The organism is Pseudomonas sp. ADAK18 (assembly GCF_012935695.1).
GTDB lineage: Bacteria > Pseudomonadota > Gammaproteobacteria > Pseudomonadales > Pseudomonadaceae > Aquipseudomonas.
Window position 1 is genome coordinate 1,558,857 of sequence record NZ_CP052859.1, and the last position, 15,810, is coordinate 1,574,666.

Annotated in this window: 16 protein-coding genes; 4 read left to right on the forward strand and 12 right to left on the reverse strand. The window is 60.8% G+C overall.

Annotated elements, in window-relative coordinates; all coding sequences use genetic code 11:
- The first annotated feature begins 52 nt into the window (after positions 1–52).
- Positions 53–673 (forward strand): hypothetical protein, encoded by a 621-nt coding sequence (locus HKK55_RS07020; RefSeq protein WP_169353981.1) that lies wholly within the window; start codon positions 53–55, stop codon positions 671–673.
- A 15-nt stretch (positions 674–688) separates the two neighbouring features.
- Positions 689–1,030 (forward strand): FKBP-type peptidyl-prolyl cis-trans isomerase, encoded by a 342-nt coding sequence (locus tag HKK55_RS07025; RefSeq protein ID WP_169353982.1) that lies wholly within the window; start codon positions 689–691, stop codon positions 1,028–1,030.
- A gap of 315 nt (positions 1,031–1,345) precedes the next feature.
- Here HKK55_RS07025 and HKK55_RS07030 read toward each other — a convergent pair whose 3' ends face one another.
- The 7 genes from HKK55_RS07030 to ctlX all read right to left on the reverse strand — a co-directional run bounded on the left by HKK55_RS07030 (position 1,346) and on the right by ctlX (position 7,545).
- Positions 1,346–1,843: an Lrp/AsnC family transcriptional regulator gene (locus HKK55_RS07030; protein ID WP_029296543.1), complete on the reverse strand. Its 498-nt coding sequence runs from the start codon at positions 1,841–1,843 to the stop codon at positions 1,346–1,348.
- A 14-nt stretch (positions 1,844–1,857) separates the two neighbouring features.
- Positions 1,858–2,712 (reverse strand): ABC transporter ATP-binding protein, encoded by an 855-nt coding sequence (locus HKK55_RS07035; protein ID WP_237151320.1) that lies wholly within the window; start codon positions 2,710–2,712, stop codon positions 1,858–1,860.
- Between the two features lie 3 nt (positions 2,713–2,715).
- Complete coding sequence (locus HKK55_RS07040) at positions 2,716–3,429, reverse strand: ABC transporter permease (protein WP_169353983.1); 714 nt, start codon at positions 3,427–3,429, stop codon at positions 2,716–2,718.
- Entirely contained in the window at positions 3,426–4,127 is a 702-nt protein-coding gene (locus tag HKK55_RS07045; RefSeq protein WP_169353984.1) for an ABC transporter permease, read from the reverse strand. Before HKK55_RS07045 ends, HKK55_RS07040 begins: the two co-directional genes overlap by 4 nt.
- Positions 4,128–4,374: 247 nt before the next feature.
- On the reverse strand, positions 4,375–5,154 hold the full coding sequence (locus tag HKK55_RS07050; RefSeq protein ID WP_169353985.1) for an ABC transporter substrate-binding protein: 780 nt from the start codon (positions 5,152–5,154) through the stop codon (positions 4,375–4,377).
- A gap of 406 nt (positions 5,155–5,560) precedes the next feature.
- Positions 5,561–6,607 carry an ornithine cyclodeaminase gene (locus tag HKK55_RS07055; RefSeq protein ID WP_169353986.1) on the reverse strand — a complete coding sequence of 349 codons (1,047 nt, stop codon included), beginning with the start codon at positions 6,605–6,607 and terminating at the stop codon, positions 5,561–5,563.
- An 11-nt stretch (positions 6,608–6,618) separates the two neighbouring features.
- Positions 6,619–7,545 (reverse strand): citrulline utilization hydrolase CtlX, encoded by a 927-nt coding sequence (gene ctlX / locus HKK55_RS07060; RefSeq protein ID WP_169353987.1) that lies wholly within the window; start codon positions 7,543–7,545, stop codon positions 6,619–6,621.
- A gap of 299 nt (positions 7,546–7,844) precedes the next feature.
- Here ctlX and HKK55_RS07065 point away from each other — a divergent pair, with 299 nt between their 5' ends.
- On the forward strand, positions 7,845–8,735 hold the full coding sequence (locus HKK55_RS07065) for a GNAT family acetyltransferase (RefSeq protein WP_169353988.1): 891 nt from the start codon (positions 7,845–7,847) through the stop codon (positions 8,733–8,735).
- 150 nt (positions 8,736–8,885) lie between these two features.
- Here the strand turns inward: HKK55_RS07065 and HKK55_RS07070 are convergent, their stop codons facing one another.
- The 5 genes from HKK55_RS07070 to HKK55_RS07090 all read right to left on the reverse strand — a co-directional run bounded on the left by HKK55_RS07070 (position 8,886) and on the right by HKK55_RS07090 (position 15,076).
- Positions 8,886–9,905 carry a branched-chain amino acid aminotransferase gene (locus HKK55_RS07070; protein ID WP_169353989.1) on the reverse strand — a complete coding sequence of 340 codons (1,020 nt, stop codon included), beginning with the start codon at positions 9,903–9,905 and terminating at the stop codon, positions 8,886–8,888.
- Between the two features lie 226 nt (positions 9,906–10,131).
- The gene (gene lpdA / locus HKK55_RS07075; protein WP_169353990.1) at positions 10,132–11,508 is read right to left on the reverse strand and encodes a dihydrolipoyl dehydrogenase; all 1,377 of its coding nucleotides are present in this window, start codon (positions 11,506–11,508) and stop codon (positions 10,132–10,134) included.
- Positions 11,509–11,511: 3 nt separating this feature from the next.
- The gene (locus HKK55_RS07080; protein ID WP_169353991.1) at positions 11,512–12,780 is read right to left on the reverse strand and encodes a dihydrolipoamide acetyltransferase family protein; all 1,269 of its coding nucleotides are present in this window, start codon (positions 12,778–12,780) and stop codon (positions 11,512–11,514) included.
- Entirely contained in the window at positions 12,781–13,839 is a 1,059-nt protein-coding gene (locus HKK55_RS07085) for an alpha-ketoacid dehydrogenase subunit beta (protein ID WP_155584576.1), read from the reverse strand. It lies immediately after the preceding gene.
- A gap of 1 nt (position 13,840) precedes the next feature.
- On the reverse strand, positions 13,841–15,076 hold the full coding sequence (locus HKK55_RS07090; RefSeq protein ID WP_169353992.1) for a 3-methyl-2-oxobutanoate dehydrogenase (2-methylpropanoyl-transferring) subunit alpha: 1,236 nt from the start codon (positions 15,074–15,076) through the stop codon (positions 13,841–13,843).
- A gap of 195 nt (positions 15,077–15,271) precedes the next feature.
- On the opposite strand from HKK55_RS07090, the gene HKK55_RS07095 reads away from it, so the two are divergent.
- The gene (locus HKK55_RS07095) at positions 15,272–15,757 is read left to right on the forward strand and encodes an Lrp/AsnC family transcriptional regulator (RefSeq protein ID WP_155584574.1); all 486 of its coding nucleotides are present in this window, start codon (positions 15,272–15,274) and stop codon (positions 15,755–15,757) included.
- Positions 15,758–15,810 lie beyond the last annotated feature (53 nt).

Here is a 15,810-nt window from a genome sequence, read left to right on the forward strand (position 1 = left end):
GTGAACGCGTAAACTGTCGACTTTTTTACGCGGATCACGCGAAGGTGAGCTTTTGAACCTGGCAAAAACCATAGCCCTCTTACTACTGACCTCCCTGCTGGCAGCCTGCGGTACTTCGCCGCCACGCACTCCTGATGATCTCTGCGGCATCTTCCGGGAAAAGGACGATTGGTACGACGCGGCCAAGGTCACCCAGAAGCGCTGGGGTGTGCCGATCCAGGTGCCGTTCGCCATCATGTACCAGGAGTCGGGCTTCCGGCAGAACGCCAAGACCCCGCGCAAATACCTGTTGTGGATCATCCCCTGGGGCCGTGTAACCACCGCTGCCGGCTATGCCCAGGCCAAGGATGAAGTGTGGAGCGACTACCGCAAAAGCACCGGCCGTAGCTGGGCCAGCCGCCAGGACTTCGACGACGCCATCGACTTTGTCGGCTGGTACATGGACAAGACCGCCACCATCAACGGTGTGTACAAATACGACGCCTACGGCCAGTACCTGAACTACCACGAAGGCTGGGGCGGTTATCGTCAGCGAACCTATGCCAGTAAAGCGTGGTTGCTGCCTGTTGCCGGGAAGGTCAAGGCGCGCTCCGATATGTACGCGCGGCAATATGCGGGGTGTAAGGCGGATCTGGATCGGGGGTTCTGGAGTCGGTTTTGGCATTGGTTGTGAGTGAGGTCTAAAGGTATGAACAACGAACTAAAAATCACCGACACCCGCCTGGGCGACGGCAAAGCCGTGGTCAAGGGGGCGCTGATCACCACGCAATACACTGGCACCCTGGAAGACGGCACGGTGTTCGATTCATCCTGGGAGAGAGGCAAGCCGTTCCAGTGTGTCATCGGTACCGGACGTGTGATCAAGGGCTGGGACCAAGGCCTGATGGGCATGAAAGTCGGCGGGATTCGGACACTGTTTGTGCCGGCGCACCTGGCTTATGGCGAGCGGTCGATGGGCGCCCATATCAAGCCCAACAGTGATTTGCGCTTTGAGATTGAGTTGTTGGAAGTACTGACGCGGGACGATTGAGGGGTGGCAAACATGGAGGTTGCGACAACAAGCAGTGCGGGGCTGGGAGGGGATCAAAGATGGCGCGGCTATCCAGGTCAAGCCGCTGGCTGGTGCAGATATTGAGTTTAGTCTTGCGGGATCGCCCCGATGCTCCGTGAGTCTGAGCACGGTTGAAGTGTGGGAGCTGGCTTGCCTGAGATAATGTGTAGCCGCTGCCGAGGTACGAGGCTGCGATGGGACCGGGGTCGGGCTCGACCGTAGCGGCCCCAGGGGCGGTCCTGCGGACACGCATCGCAGCCTCGTGCCTCGGCAGCGGCTACAACGTATCGGGCATCAGGCCAACTCGGTCGCGGTGTTTTTCACCACCGCCAACTCCGGATGCGCCACCAATTTATCAATGTGCAATTCGTCATTGTTCAACCAGGTTTCCGTCAGCACCCGGTAGTGCTCCATGTCCCGGCAGCGCATGCGCAGGCTGTAGTCGAACGGCCCGCTGATCAGTTGGCATTCGAACACCTGTGGGCAGGCTTTGACGCAGGCTTCGAAGGCTTTTTGCGCCGAGCGTCCGCTCTGGTTGGAGAGGGCCACCAGCACCAGCAGCGACAGCCCCGGCGAGACCATCTGTACATCGATGATCGCGCCGTAACCGCGGATCACCCCCCGTCGTTCCAGTTTGCGTACCCGTTCCAGGCAGGGCCTGGGGGTCAGGTGCACCAGTGATGAGAGTTTCTCGTAGGTGATACGCCCCTGATGACGCAGCACATCAATGATGGCCTCGTCGATGCGATCCAGCGCAGGGGAGGAATGGGGTCCGTTGGCCTTGGTATCCATGGTTGGCTTCGTGTTCACTTCAAACGGTTGGAAAGAAATTGCTGCAGGCGTTCGCTGTTGGGGTGGTCAAGGATCTCGGCGCCGCCGTGTTCTTCGACTCGGCCCTGGTGCAGGAATAACACCTGGCTGGACACCTTCCGGGCAAAGCCCATTTCGTGGGTGACCATGAGCATGGTACGACCTTCCTCAGCCAACGTCTGTATGACTTTGAGGACTTCTCCTACAAGTTCAGGGTCAAGTGCCGAGGTGGGTTCGTCGAACAGGATAATCTCCGGCTCCATGGCCAGGGCCCGGGCAATCGCCACCCGCTGTTGCTGGCCGCCGGAGAGAAACGCCGGGTATTGATCGGCAGCCCGGCCCGGCAGGCCGACCTTGTCCAGGTACATCCGTGCGCGTTTTTCCGCCTCGGAGGCACTCACGCCCAGCACGCGTCGAGGCGCCATGCAGATGTTTTCCAGCACGGTCATGTGGCTCCACAGGTTGAAGTGCTGGAAGACCATGGCCAGGCGTGTACGCAGGTTTTGCAGTTGGGCTTGATGAGGGGCCTGGACACCGGAGCGGCCCTGGCGCATTTCAATGCTGATGCCATCCAGGGTGATTACCCCAGCGTCCGGCTGCTCAAGAAAGTTGATGCAGCGCAGCATCGTGCTTTTGCCGGAACCGCTGGCGCCGATCAGGCTGATCACGTCGCCATTGCGCGCGTTCAGCGAGACGCCTTTGAGCACCTCGTGTTCGCCATAGCGTTTGTGCAGGCCCTCGACCTGGAGTTTGACGTTGGCGTTTTCCGCCACCACGGTGGCTCGCGGAGCGGGGCGGGTGTCGATGACGGAAGCGGGAGGTGCGGCCAGGGCCTGCGCGGACTGATTCATGAGTTAGCCTCGGGTAGGAACAAGAAAACGCATCCAGCGACGTTCGGCCAGTCGAAACAGGCCCACCAGTGCAAAGGACAGCAGCATGTACAACAGAGCGGCAATACCGAACGCCTGGAAGGTCAGGAAGGTCTCGGCATTGGCATCGCGCGCCACCTTGAGGATGTCGGCGATGGTGGCGGTAAACGCCAGGGACGTGGCATGGAGCATCAGGATCATTTCGTTGCTGTAGGCCGGCAGTGCGCGGCGCAAGGCGGCGGGCACGACCACAAACAGGTTCAACCGCCAGCCGTGCAAGCCGTAGGCTCGCGCCGCTTCAATCTCGCCGTGGGGGATGTTGCGAATCGCCCCGGCGAAGATTTCCACGGTGTAGGCGCAGGTGTTCAGTACAAAGGCCAGCAGCGTGCAGTTCAGCGCATTGCGGAAAAACTGGTTGAGCAGGGCATTGTCTTGCACCACGTCCAGGCCGTAGAGCCCGGTGTAGCAAATCAACAGTTGGATATACAGCGGCGTGCCGCGAAACAGGTAGGTGTAGACCTCCACCGGCCAGCGAATCCAGAAGTGCTCCGACACCCGCGCGATCGCCAGCGGGATCGACAGGAAGAAGCCCAGCACCACCGAGATAATGAACAACCACAGGGTCATTGCCACACCGGAAAAGCCTTCGCCATCGGTAAACAGATAGGCCATGCCGTATTGCTGGATCAGTTCGATCATCGTGCCATCCCCTTGATGCCGATGTTGTAGCGCCGCTCCAGGCGTTTGAAGATGCGGTTGGAGAGGGTGGTGATCACCAAGTACACCAGGCCCGCGAGGATCAGGAAATACAGCGGGTTGTTGGTGGTCTTGCCAGCGTTTTGTGCGGCCTTGACCAAGTCCGATAGGCCGATGATCGACACCAGCGCCGTGGACTTGAGCAGCACTAGCCAGTTATTGCCCAGGCCCGGTAGGGCGAAGCGCATCAGTTGCGGGAACAGCACCAGGCGAAAGCGCTGCCAACGGCTCAGGCCGTAGGCGGTTGCGGCTTCGAGTTGGCCCGCTGGTACGCTAAGGATTGCGCCGCGAAAGTTCTCGGTGAAGTAGGCGCCGTAGATAAAGCCCAGGGTGATGACGCCGGCGGTAAACGGATCGATTTCGAAGTAGTCCCAGCCGAGCATCTCGGTCAGATCGTTCAGCCACAGTTGCAGGCTGTAGAAGATCAGCAGGATCAGTACCAGGTCCGGCACGCTGCGAATCAGCGTGGTGTAGAGCGTGGCCGGGACCCGCAGCAGCTTGACGCTGGAGAGCTTGGCACCGGCGGCGATCAATCCCAGGGACAGGCTCAGGGCCAGCGCCAGCAGGGCCAACTTGACCGTCATCCAGGCACCCTGGGCCAGCAGTGGGCCGAAGCCCTGCAAGTTGAGGAATTCATTCATGGGGAAACTCTCTATAGAACGGACGATCATCGGCACATCTTCATCTCCCCCGCGTAGCAGCTGTCGAGCTCCAGCGAGGCTGCGTAGGTCGCGCCGCTGTCATCGCGCCTGCTCAACACCGAGGCGCTCTTTACGCAGCCTCGCTGGAGCTCGACAGCTGCTACGGCCGGGGGGCTTGCCGGGTGAGGTTCAAGACGGTATCTACGGGAGTGTTATTTCAAACGTTGGGAGATGCGCAGGCCGTTGTTCATTCGTTGTAGATATCCTGATCGCCGAAGTACTTCTTCTGGATCTGCGTGTAGGTGCCATCGGCCTGCACGGCGGCGATGCCTTTGTTGATCAGCGCCAGCAATTCCTTGTCGTTCTTGCGCAGGCCCATGGCGATGTCGAGCGGCAGGGTTGGGTCCTTGAAGGCCGGCCCGGTCTTGAAGTCGGCGCCTTCGGGCTTGGACAGGAAGTTGAGCTGGGCTTCGAGCTTGTCGGTCAGGGTGGCGTCCAGGCGACCGTTTTGCAGGTCGGCGTAGTTCTGCTCCTGGGACTGGTAAGCCTTGATCTGCGCGCCGAGTTTGGCGAGGTGAGCGCGGGCATAGGCTTCTTGTAGCGAGCCTTGCAGCACGCCGACTTGTTTGCCTTTCAGCGATTCAGGGGTGTCGCCGAAGTCGGCGCTTTTGCGGGTGATCACCGAGGTCGGGCTGAGGAACAGCCGGTTGCTGAAGTCGATGACTTTCTGGCGGGCCGGGGTCACGGCCATGGAGGACATGATGGCGTCGAACTTGCGAGCACGCAGGGCCGGGATCATGCCGTCGAATTCGTTGTGGACCCACACGCATTTGACTTCAAGCTTGGCGCAGATGGCGTTGCCCAGCTCGATGTCGAAACCTTGCAGGCTGCCGTCGGCGGCGACTGACTCGAAGGGTGGATATTCGGGGAAGACCCCAAAGCGGATTTCTTTCCATTCCTGGGCCTGGGCAGCAGAGGCGCACAAAGGCAGGAGCAGCGCAGCGAAAAGTGATCGGAGCGGAGTCATGTGTATTCCCTATATTTTGTAATTGATGTCAGGGCAGTTAAAAGGTGGAATCAGAATTTTTGTGTCGAGCTGGCTTGTTGTTTGTGGCGAGCGGGCTTGCCCGCGTTGGACTGCGCAGCAGTCCCTAAACCCGTTACCTCATTTTTTCTGAAAGAACTCTGTGACGTTGATGGGGCCGCTTCGCGACCCAACGCGGGGCAAGCCCGCTCGCCACAACGAGCCTTCACTGGCCACAAGAATGCTTCATGAGGGTGCGTTTTTTGTGTCGTTTACCCCCGTTGTGGCGCTCGGAATGTGCTGTTAAAACGCGGATGTCGGCGGAATCGGCTGTGTCACCCGCAAAATCGGCTTTTTACGCGCTGTTGTCTGGCCCGCCCTGTGCCCAAAGCTGCAGGCCAGAGCGGTCTCAGGCGCGCTTTTTGTGCTGTGCCGCAGGCCGTTGCGCAAGGCGGGCAAACAGGTCCTTCGGGTTCGCCAGCTCGGGCACCAGTTCCAGGGTGCTGCCAATGTCCAGCGCCTTCGCCACGTCCAACACGTAACGCAGGGCCGAGTAGTCTTCGATGGCAAAACCCACCGAATCGAACAGGGTGACCTGGCGCGTATTTTCCCGGCCGGCCACTTGGCCGTTGATGACTTGCCACAGTTCGGTGACCGGGGAATCTTCCGGCATGTGCTGGATTTCGCCTTCGACGCGGCTTTGTGGCTCGTATTCGACGATCACCCTGGCGCGTTCGACGATGCGTCGGTCCAGTTCGGTCTTGCCCGGGCAATCGCCGCCCACGGCATTGAGGTGCATGCCGGGCTCGATCATTTCGTCAGTAAGAATGGTGGCGTAGGCTTTGTCGGCGGTGACGGTGGTGACGATGTCGGCACCGCGCACGGCCTCGGCGACGCTGCTGGCCAGGATCACCTTGATCGCTGGGAATGCCTTGAGGTTGGCGGCCAGTTTGGCGGTAGCTTTGGCGTCGATATCGAACAGGCGGATTTCGTTGATACCCAACATGGCGTGGAAGGCCAGGGCCTGGAACTCGCTTTGCGAGCCGTTGCCGATCAGCGCCATGCTGCGGCTGTCTTCACGGGCCAGGTAGCGGGCGACCAGAGCCGAGGTGGCTGCGGTGCGAATCGCGGTGGTCAGGGTCATTTCGCTGAGCAGCACCGGCGCGCCTGTGTCGACATCCCCCAAGGCGCCGAACGCCATGACCGTGAGCATGCCGCTTTGGGTGTTTTTCGGGTGGCCGTTGACGTACTTGAAGGCGTACAGCGAGGCGTCCGACACGGGCATCAATTCGATCACGCCTTCCGGTGAGTGATTGGCCAGGCGTGCGCACTTTTCAAAGTCCTGCCAGCGCAGGTAGTCGGCACGGATGTACTCGGCCATCTCGCTGATGCAGGTTTGCAGGCCTTTTTGCGACACCAGATAGCTGAGGTCGTTGACGTCGATATAACGGGTCATGGCAGGACTCCTTATTGGAATGAAGGGCGGGCGGGCAAATGCACTTCCGCCAACATGCAGCGGGCACTGCCGCCGCCGATGCGTTCGATGTGGTCGATGTTCACCACCACCGGCCGGGTGTGGCGTTCCACGTGCTGGCGCTGTGTGGGCTTGAGGGATTGCCAGGCACTGGCGGACATCACCAGCAGCGGCTGGCCGTCGCGGTCGTGGACTTCCAGCATGTTGCCGGCGAAGGCCTCCAGTTGGTCGAAGTCCAGGGCGAGGATGTCTTTGCCGGTGTCCCGTAGGGAGCGCTCCAGGGTCAGGCGTTCCTGGGTTTCGGGCAGCGCTTGCAGGCACACCATGGAGAGGTCGCGGCCGACGCTCATCATTACGTTGCTGTGGTAGATCGGCGCGTGGTGACGGTCGACGGCATGGAACACGCAGACCTGATAGTTGAGGCGCTCGGCAAATTGGCGCAGGGCATCTTGATGCGTGCGCCCGGAGTGGCAGGCGTAGCTGATACGGTGCTGACGGTCGAGGACCATGCTGCCGGTGCCCTCGAGGAAGATGTTTTGTTGTTCCAGATGGCTGAGGTCGATGGTGTCGCGGATCGCGAAGCGCTGCTCCAGCACTTGCAGCACGCCTTTATTGCGCTCCAGTCGTCGGTTCTGGCCTTCCATCGGGTACAGCACCAGGCTGCCGTCGGCGTGGCTGCTCCACCAGTTGTTGGGGAAAATCGAATCCGGGGTATGGGGCGCCAGGGTGTCCTGCACTACCAGCACTTCCACCCCGTGTTGGCGCAGGGTCTCGACATAACCGTCGAATTCTTCCAGCGCTTTCTGCTGCGCGCCGAGTGGGTCCAGGGGCGGGCGCTGGAAGCGGTTGTTGATCGCGGTGTCCGGGTTGAAGGCAAAGCGCGCCGGGCGAATCATCAGGACGGTGTTGGTGGTTTGCATGGGGGGCACGGGTCCATGGAGTTGGGCATTGAGGCTATTTTGTGCGCGGTGAAGGAAGAATCCCGGCTGTAGTGAAGGGGTAGCTCAGCCGGGAAAGCTGAAAAGTGAGGCGTTGCAGCCGAATCGGTTGCGTGGGGATGGAGATTAAAATGTGGGAGCGGGCTTGCTCGCGAAGGCGGAGTGTCAACCGATACATTTGTGACTGATCCACCGCCTTCGCGAGCAAGTCGAATCGTCGCACCGCCGCTCCCACATTGGTATTGTGCTAACAGTGATATCCGTGTCAGGAAGGAGTGCCCATGCCCACTGAAGTCCGTCTCGCCCAAACCACCGATGCCGAGGGCATCAGCCAGGTGATCCTGGCGGCTCTGCATGACAGTAACGCCCGGGATTATCCGGCTGATGTCATCGCCCGAGTGGCGAGCAACTTCACCCCCGACGCCGTGCTGGCATTGCTCCAGCGCCGAACGGTGCTGGTGGCGGTCCAGGACGAAGGGATCGTCGCCACTGCCGCCCTTGATGGCAACGTGGTGCGCTCGGTATTCGTCAACCCGGTGTTGCAAGGGCAGGGCATTGGTCGCCTGCTGATGATCGAAATCGAACTGCGTGCCCGGGAGGCCGGCGTCACGGTGCTCAATGTACCGTCCTCGCTGACTGCCGAGCCGTTCTACATCAAGCTGGGTTTCCATACGGTGCGCGACGTCTACCACGGCAATGAACGCACGCTGGTCATGGAAAAGGCCCTGTCGTCACGTCATCCCATCGGTCTGTATCGCGACCGTCAGCATCGTGGCCAAGTGATAGCGTTGTGGCAGACAGCCTTCGGTTATGACACCGCACACAATATGCCCGCCTTGGCCATTGATAAAAAACTGGCGGTCAACGATGCCTTGTTCTTTGTCGCCACGGATAAGAAAGCCGTGATTGGCACCATCCTCGCCGGTTATGACGGCCATCGTGGCTGGCTGTATTCGGTGGCGGTGCATGCCGACTATCGCCGCCAGGGCCTGGGCGCCTCACTGGTGCGACATGCAGAACAGGCCTTGATTGCCTTGGGCTGCATGAAGATCAACCTGCAGGTCACCAGTGGCAACGAAGCGGTGGTGGGGTTTTATGAAGCACTGGGGTATGGGGCGGAGCCGAGGATCAGCATGGGCAAGAAGATTGTGGATAATATTTCGAAAGACTGAGGAGTAAATGTGGGAGCTGGGTTTGTGTGGGAGCGGGCTTGCTCGCGAAGGCGGTGGATCAGTCGATATATTCTGCGACTGACACTCCGCCTTCGCGAGCAAGCCCGCTCCCACACAAGCCCGCTCCCACATTTTATTCAGCGGTGTTGGTCAGACCTTGACGATCCAACCTTCAGGCGCTTCAACATCGCCGGACTGCACGCCTGTCAGCTCTTTATAGAGCCTCTGGGTGACGGGGCCGACGTCTTTCTCGCTGTAGAACACGTGCAGCTTGTCCTTGTACTCGATACCACCGATCGGCGTGATCACCGCAGCAGTACCGCAGGCACCGGCTTCCTTGAAGTCCGACAGCTTGTCGACGAACACATCACCTTCAACCACTTCCAGGCCCAGGCGGGACTTGGCCAGCTCGATCAACGACAGGCGAGTGATACCCGGCAATACCGATGGCGAGTTCGGGGTGACGAACGTGTTGTCGTGGGTGATGCCGAAGAAGTTGGCCGAACCGACTTCCTCGATTTTCGAGTGGGTTTGTGGATCCAGGTAGATGCAATCGGCGAAGTTGGCTTTTTTCGCCAGGGAGCCCGGCATCAGGCTCGCGGCGTAGTTGCCACCAACCTTGGCCGCGCCGGTGCCGTTGGGCGCGGCACGGTCGTAGCCGGAGATCAGGAAGTTGTGCGGGGTCAGGCCGCCCTTGAAGTAGGCGCCGACCGGGATGCAGAAGATCGAGAAGATGAACTCGGGTGCCGTACGCACGCCGATGTTGTCACCGGTACCAATGACGAACGGACGCAGGTACAGCGCGCCGCCAGTGCCGTACGGCGGGATGAACCGCTCGTTGGCGCGGACCACGGCCTTGCAGGCTTCGATGAAGGCTTCGGTCGGCACTTGCGGCATCAGCAGGCGTGCGCAGCTGCGCTGCATGCGCAGGGCGTTCTGGTCTGGACGGAACAGGTTGATCGAACCGTCCTTGCAGCGATAGGCCTTCATGCCTTCGAAGCATTGCTGGCCGTAGTGCAGGGCGGTGGAGCCTTCACTGATGTGCAGCACGTTATCTTCGGTCAGGGTGCCTTCTTGCCAAGCGCCATCCTTCCAGGTCTGGAGAAAACGCTTGTCGGTCTTGATGTAGTCAAAACCCAGCTTGTCCCAATTGATGCTTTCGTTACCCATGACACCCTCTATCTCTTGTCAACCGCCTGGTCGAAGGCAGGCTTGTGGTTTATTTCTGGATGGGCGCAACAATACTTCATTCTTGGCCAGTGTGGGAGCGGGGCAGGTGGACCATTCGGCATCTTGGTTGGCCGATCCACCGTCATCGCGGGCAAGCCCGGCTCCCACATTATGTGGGAGCTGGCTTGTCGGGTCGCCGCATCGCTGCGATGGCGTCACCGCGGTTTCAAAGGTGCAACGCATGCCCCAACGCCCGCAGTGCTGCTTCCTGCACCGCTTCGCCCAAGGTCGGGTGGGCGTGAATGGTGCCCGCCACATCTTCCAGCCGCGAGCCCATTTCCAGGGACAGGCCAAACGCGGTGGACAGCTCCGACACGCCAGCCCCTACCGCCTGCCAGCCGACGATCAGGTGATTGTCGCGCCGTGCCACCACCCGCACGAAGCCGGTTTTCGACTCCAGGGTCATGGCTCGGCCATTGGCGGCGAACGGGAAGCTGGACACGATGCAGTCCAGGCCGGCCGCTTTCGCTTCATCGGGGGTCTTGCCGACCACCACCAGCTCCGGGTCGGTAAAGCACACGGCCGGGATCGCTGCCGGGTTGAATTCGCGGTGTTTGCCGCTGATCAGCTCCGCCACCATTTCGCCTTGGGCCATGGCGCGGTGCGCCAGCATGGGCTCGCCGCTCAGGTCGCCAATCACCCAGACATTGCGCATGCTGGTCTGGCAGCGGCTGTCGATCTTGATCGCCGAGCCATTCATGTCCAGGTTCAGCGCTTCCAGGTTCCAGCCTTGGGTGTTGGGTTTGCGCCCTACGGCCACCAGCACCTGGTCGGTTTCCAGGGACAAGGTGTCGCCATTGGGATCGCGCACTTGCAGGGTGTTGTTTTCAAAACCGGTGACACTGTGTTTCAGGTATAGCTTCACCCCCAATTGCTTCAGGGACTCGGCCACCGGTTGCGTCAGCTCGGCGTCGTAGGCCGGCAGGATGCGATCCTGAGCCTCCACCACACTGACTTCGGCACCGAGCTTGCGATAAGCAATCCCCAGCTCCAGGCCGATATAACCGCCGCCCACCACGATTAGCCGCTTGGGTACGCTTTTCGGCGCCAAGGCTTCGGTGGACGAGATGATCGGGCCGCCAATCGGCAGCATCGGCAGGTTGACGCTTTTCGATCCGGTGGCCAGCAGCAGGTGCTCGCACTGGATACGCTGGCCGCCGACTTCCACGGTCTTGCCATCGATGACCTTGGCCCAGCCCTGGATCACCTGCACTTTGTGTTTCTTCAGCAGCGCCGCGACGCCGGTGGTCAGGCGATCGACGATGCCGTCTTTCCATTCCACACTTTTTCCGATGTCCAGGGTCGGTGCGGCAACCTTGATCCCCAGGTTCGAACCCTGGCTATGGTGCATGGTTTGCTGGAACTGCTCGGCGACGTGAATCAACGCCTTGGAGGGAATGCAGCCGATATTCAGGCAAGTACCGCCCAACGATTGGCCTTCCACCAGAATGGTCGGGATGCCCAGTTGGCCGGCACGAATCGCCGCCACGTAACCGCCAGGGCCACCGCCGATAATCAGCAGCGTGGTATTTAAGGCTTGCATGGCTTACTCCAGAAACAGGCTGGCGGGTTGTTCGAGCAGGCCACGGATGGCCTGGATGAATTGCGCCGCGTCCATGCCATCGACCACCCGGTGATCGAAGGAGCTGGAGAGGTTCATCATCTTGCGGATCACAATCTGACCCTTGATCACCATTGGCCGCTCAACAATACGGTTTACGCCGACGATGGCCACCTCCGGCAAATTCAGCACCGGTGTGCTGACAATCCCGCCGAGCGCGCCAAGGCTGGTCAGGGTGATGGTCGAGCCCGACAGTTCATCGCGGCTGGCCTTGCCATTACGTGCGGCGCTGGCCAAACGGGTGATTTCTTCGGCCGTGCCCCACAGGTTTCGGGCCTCGGCGTGACGCACCACGGGCACCATCAGGCCGATATCGCTCTGGGTGGCGACGCCGACATGCACTGCGCCAAGGCGAGTGATGACCTGGGCTTCGTCGTCGTAGCGCGCGTTGATTTGCGGGAAGTCCCGCACGGCCACCACCATCGCTCGCACCAGGAATGGCAACAAGGTCAGTTTGCCGCGTGTAGCGCCGTGTTTTTCATTGAGGTGCACCCGCAGCTCTTCGAGGGCGGTGACGTCGATTTCTTCCACGTAGCTGAAATGCGCGGCGCGTTGGGTGGCGTCCTGCATGCGCTGGGCGATCTTGCGGCGCATGCCGATCACCGGGATTTGCTGTTCGTCGTTGCGTTCGGCATACGGGCTGGCCGAGGTAGTGCCTTTTACGCTGCCTTGCTGCAAGTAGGCCTCAAGGTCTTCATGCAAAACGCGACCGGCCGGGCCGCTGCCCTGGACCAGACGCAGTTGGATGCCAGCATCCAGCGCATGTTTGCGCACGGCCGGGGAGGCCAGCGGACGCTCATCGGCGTCGCGTGCGACAGGTGCCTGAGCCACAACCGGCTTGGTTACAGGTTTGCTTTCGACGACTGGCGCCTTGGCTTCAACCTTCGGCGCAGGTGCAGGCGCTGCCTCTTCAACCACGGCTGACAACGCCGACTCCTTGGTATTGCCCGCGCCTTCCACTTCAATGCTGATCAAAATACTGCCGACCGCCATGACTTCGCCCGGCTCGCCGCCGAGGGAAATCACCTTGCCATGCACCGGTGAAGGAATATCCACCATGGCCTTGTCGGTCATCACATCCGCCAGCACCTGGTCCTCTACCACCAGGTCGCCAACCTTGACGTGCCACACCGACAATTCAACTTCCGCGATGCCTTCGCCAATGTCCGGCATCTTGATAACGTGCGTGCCCATTCAGACCTCCATAACCCGATGCAAAGCCGCGCCCACACGGGACGGGCCAGGGAAATACGCCCACTCTTGCGCGTGGGGATACGGCGTATCCCAGCCGGTGACGCGCTCGATCGGCGCTTCCAGGTAGTGGAAGCAATGCTCTTGCACCAGCGCCACCAGCTCGGCGCCGAAGCCGCAGGTGCGCGTGGCTTCGTGGACGATCACGCAGCGGCGGGTCTTTTTCACGGAGTTGACGATGGTTTCCAGGTCCAGCGGCCACAGGCTGCGCAGGTCGATGACTTCGGCATCAATGCCGGTCTCCTCGGCGGCCACTTGCGACACATACACCGTGGTGCCGTAGGTGAGGATGGTCACATCCTTGCCAGGGCGGGCGATGGCGGCGACATCCAGCGGCACGGTGTAGTAACCGTCCGGCACTTGTGCTTGCGGGTGTTTCGACCACGGGGTTACCGGGCGGTCGTGGTGGCCGTCGAATGGGCCGTTGTACAGGCGCTTGGGTTCCAGAAAGATCACCGGGTCATCGTTTTCGATGGAGGCGATCAGCAGGCCCTTGGCGTCGTAAGGGTTGGACGGCATCACCGTGCGCAGGCCGCAGACCTGGGTGAATACCGCTTCAATACTCTGGCTGTGGGTCTGGCCGCCGTAGATGCCGCCACCGCAAGGCATGCGCATGGTCAACGGGGCGGTGAACTGGCCGGCCGAGCGATAACGCAGGCGCGCGGCTTCGGAAATGATCTGGTCGGTGGCCGGGTACACGTAGTCGGCGAACTGAATCTCGGCGACCGGGCGCAGGCCATAGGCGCCCATGCCCACGGCCACGCCGATGATCCCGCTTTCGGAGATCGGTGCGTCGAACACCCGGGAGGTGCCGTACTTGGTCTGCAAGCCTTCGGTACACCGGAACACGCCGCCGAAGTAACCGACGTCCTGGCCGAACACCACGACGTTGTCGTCGCGCTCAAGCATCACATCCATGGCCGAGCGCAAGGCCTGGATCATGGTCATGGTGGTCGTGGTCATGGCGGTTTCCAACTGGATATTGTTGTTGTGATCGTTCATGTCAGATCCCCAGTTGCTGGCGTTGGCGCTTCAGGTGCTCGGGCATTTCCTTGTACACATCCTCGAAGATCGAGGCGGCGCTAGGGATCTGGCCGCCGGCGAGGGTGCCGTACTGCTCGGCTTCTTTCTGGGCCTTGATGACTTCGGCTTCAAGCTCGGCACTGACCGCGGCGTGTTCCTCCTCGGACCACTGGCCGATGCGGATCAGGTGCTGCTTGAGACGGGCAATCGGGTCGCCCAACGGGAAGTGGCTCCAGTCGTCGGCGGGACGGTACTTGGAAGGATCGTCGGAGGTGGAGTGCGGGCCTGCGCGGTAGGTGACCCACTCGATCAGGGTTGGCCCCAGGTTGCGACGGGCGCGCTCGGCGGCCCAGGCGGAGGCGGCGTACACCGCGACAAAGTCGTTGCCGTCCACACGCAAGGAAGCAATCCCGCAACCCACGCCGCGTCCGGCGAACGTCGTGGCTTCACCGCCGGCGATGGCCTGGAAGGTGGAAATAGCCCACTGGTTGTTAACGACGTTGAGGATCACCGGCGCCCGATAGACGTGGGCGAAGGTGAGGGCGGTATGAAAGTCTGATTCAGCAGTGGCGCCGTCGCCGATCCAGGCCGAGGCGATCTTGGTATCGCCCTTGATCGCCGAGGCCATGCCCCAGCCCACGCCCTGTACGAATTGGGTGGCGAGGTTGCCGGAAATGGTGAAGAAACCGAAGTCTTTTACCGAGTACATGATCGGCAGCTGGCGGCCCTTGAGCGGATCGCGCTCGTTGGACAGCAGTTGGCAGATCAGGTCCACCAGCGGCACTTCCCGGGCCATCAGGATGCTTTGCTGGCGGTAGGTGGGGAAGCACATGTCGTCGATGTTCAAGGCCAGGGCCTGGGCGCTGCCGATGGCTTCTTCGCCAAGGCTTTGCATGTAGAACGACATCTTTTTCTGACGCTGGGCAACCACCATGCGGTTGTCGAAGATCCGCGTCTTGAGCATGGCGCGCATGCCCGTGCGCAGGATGTCCACCGGCACGCCTTCGGCCCACGGACCCAGGGCCTGGCCCTGATCGTCGAGCACGCGAATCAGGCCTTTGGCCAGGTCGGCGGTATCGGCGGGTTCTACGTCAATTGGGGGTTTGCGCACCAGACCGGCGTCGGTCAGACGCAGGTAGGTAAAGTCGGTCTTGCAGCCTGGGCGGCCCGAAGGTTCGGGAACGTGCAGGCGCAGCGGTTCGTACGGCTGAGTCATGGCTTTCTACGCTCTATCTTGTGAATTTCTTGTAGTGGGCGCGCTAGCTGACAGTCAGTCTTCGGGTAGAAGAAATCTTGTCCTACAAACATCATAGGCTCGGCTTGGGAGAATATTTATCTCTGTTTCGTTGCGTTGGAGATCATTTGAGGATAAAAAAACTGCATAAACATAATAAACAGGTGGTTTTGTCTCATGCGCAAACTGGACCGTATCGATATCGGCATTCTTAACGCCCTTCAGGAGAATGCCCGCATCACCAACGCCGACCTGGCCCGCTCGGTCAACCTGTCGCCCACGCCGTGTTTCAACCGGGTCAAGGCGATGGAGGAGTTAGGGTTGATTCGCGACCAGGTGACGCTGCTGGACGCCGACTTGCTGGGGCTGCACGTCAATGTGTTCATCCATGTCAGCCTGGAAAAGCAGAACGAGCTGGCGTTGCAGCAGTTTGAAGGGGCGATTGCCGACCGCCCTGAAGTGATGGAGTGCTACCTGATGGCCGGTGACCCGGACTATCTGATTCGGGTGCTGGTGCCGACCATTCAGTCTCTGGAACATTTCATGATGACGTTCCTGACCAAGGTGCCTGGGGTCGCGAATATTCGTTCCAGCTTTGCCCTCAAACAAGTGCGCTACAAGACCGCGTTGCCGTTGCCGGCCAATGGCATCAACCTCGGTTAGTGTGGGAGCCGGGCTTGTGTGGGAGCGAGCAAGCCCGCTCCCACACAAGCCCG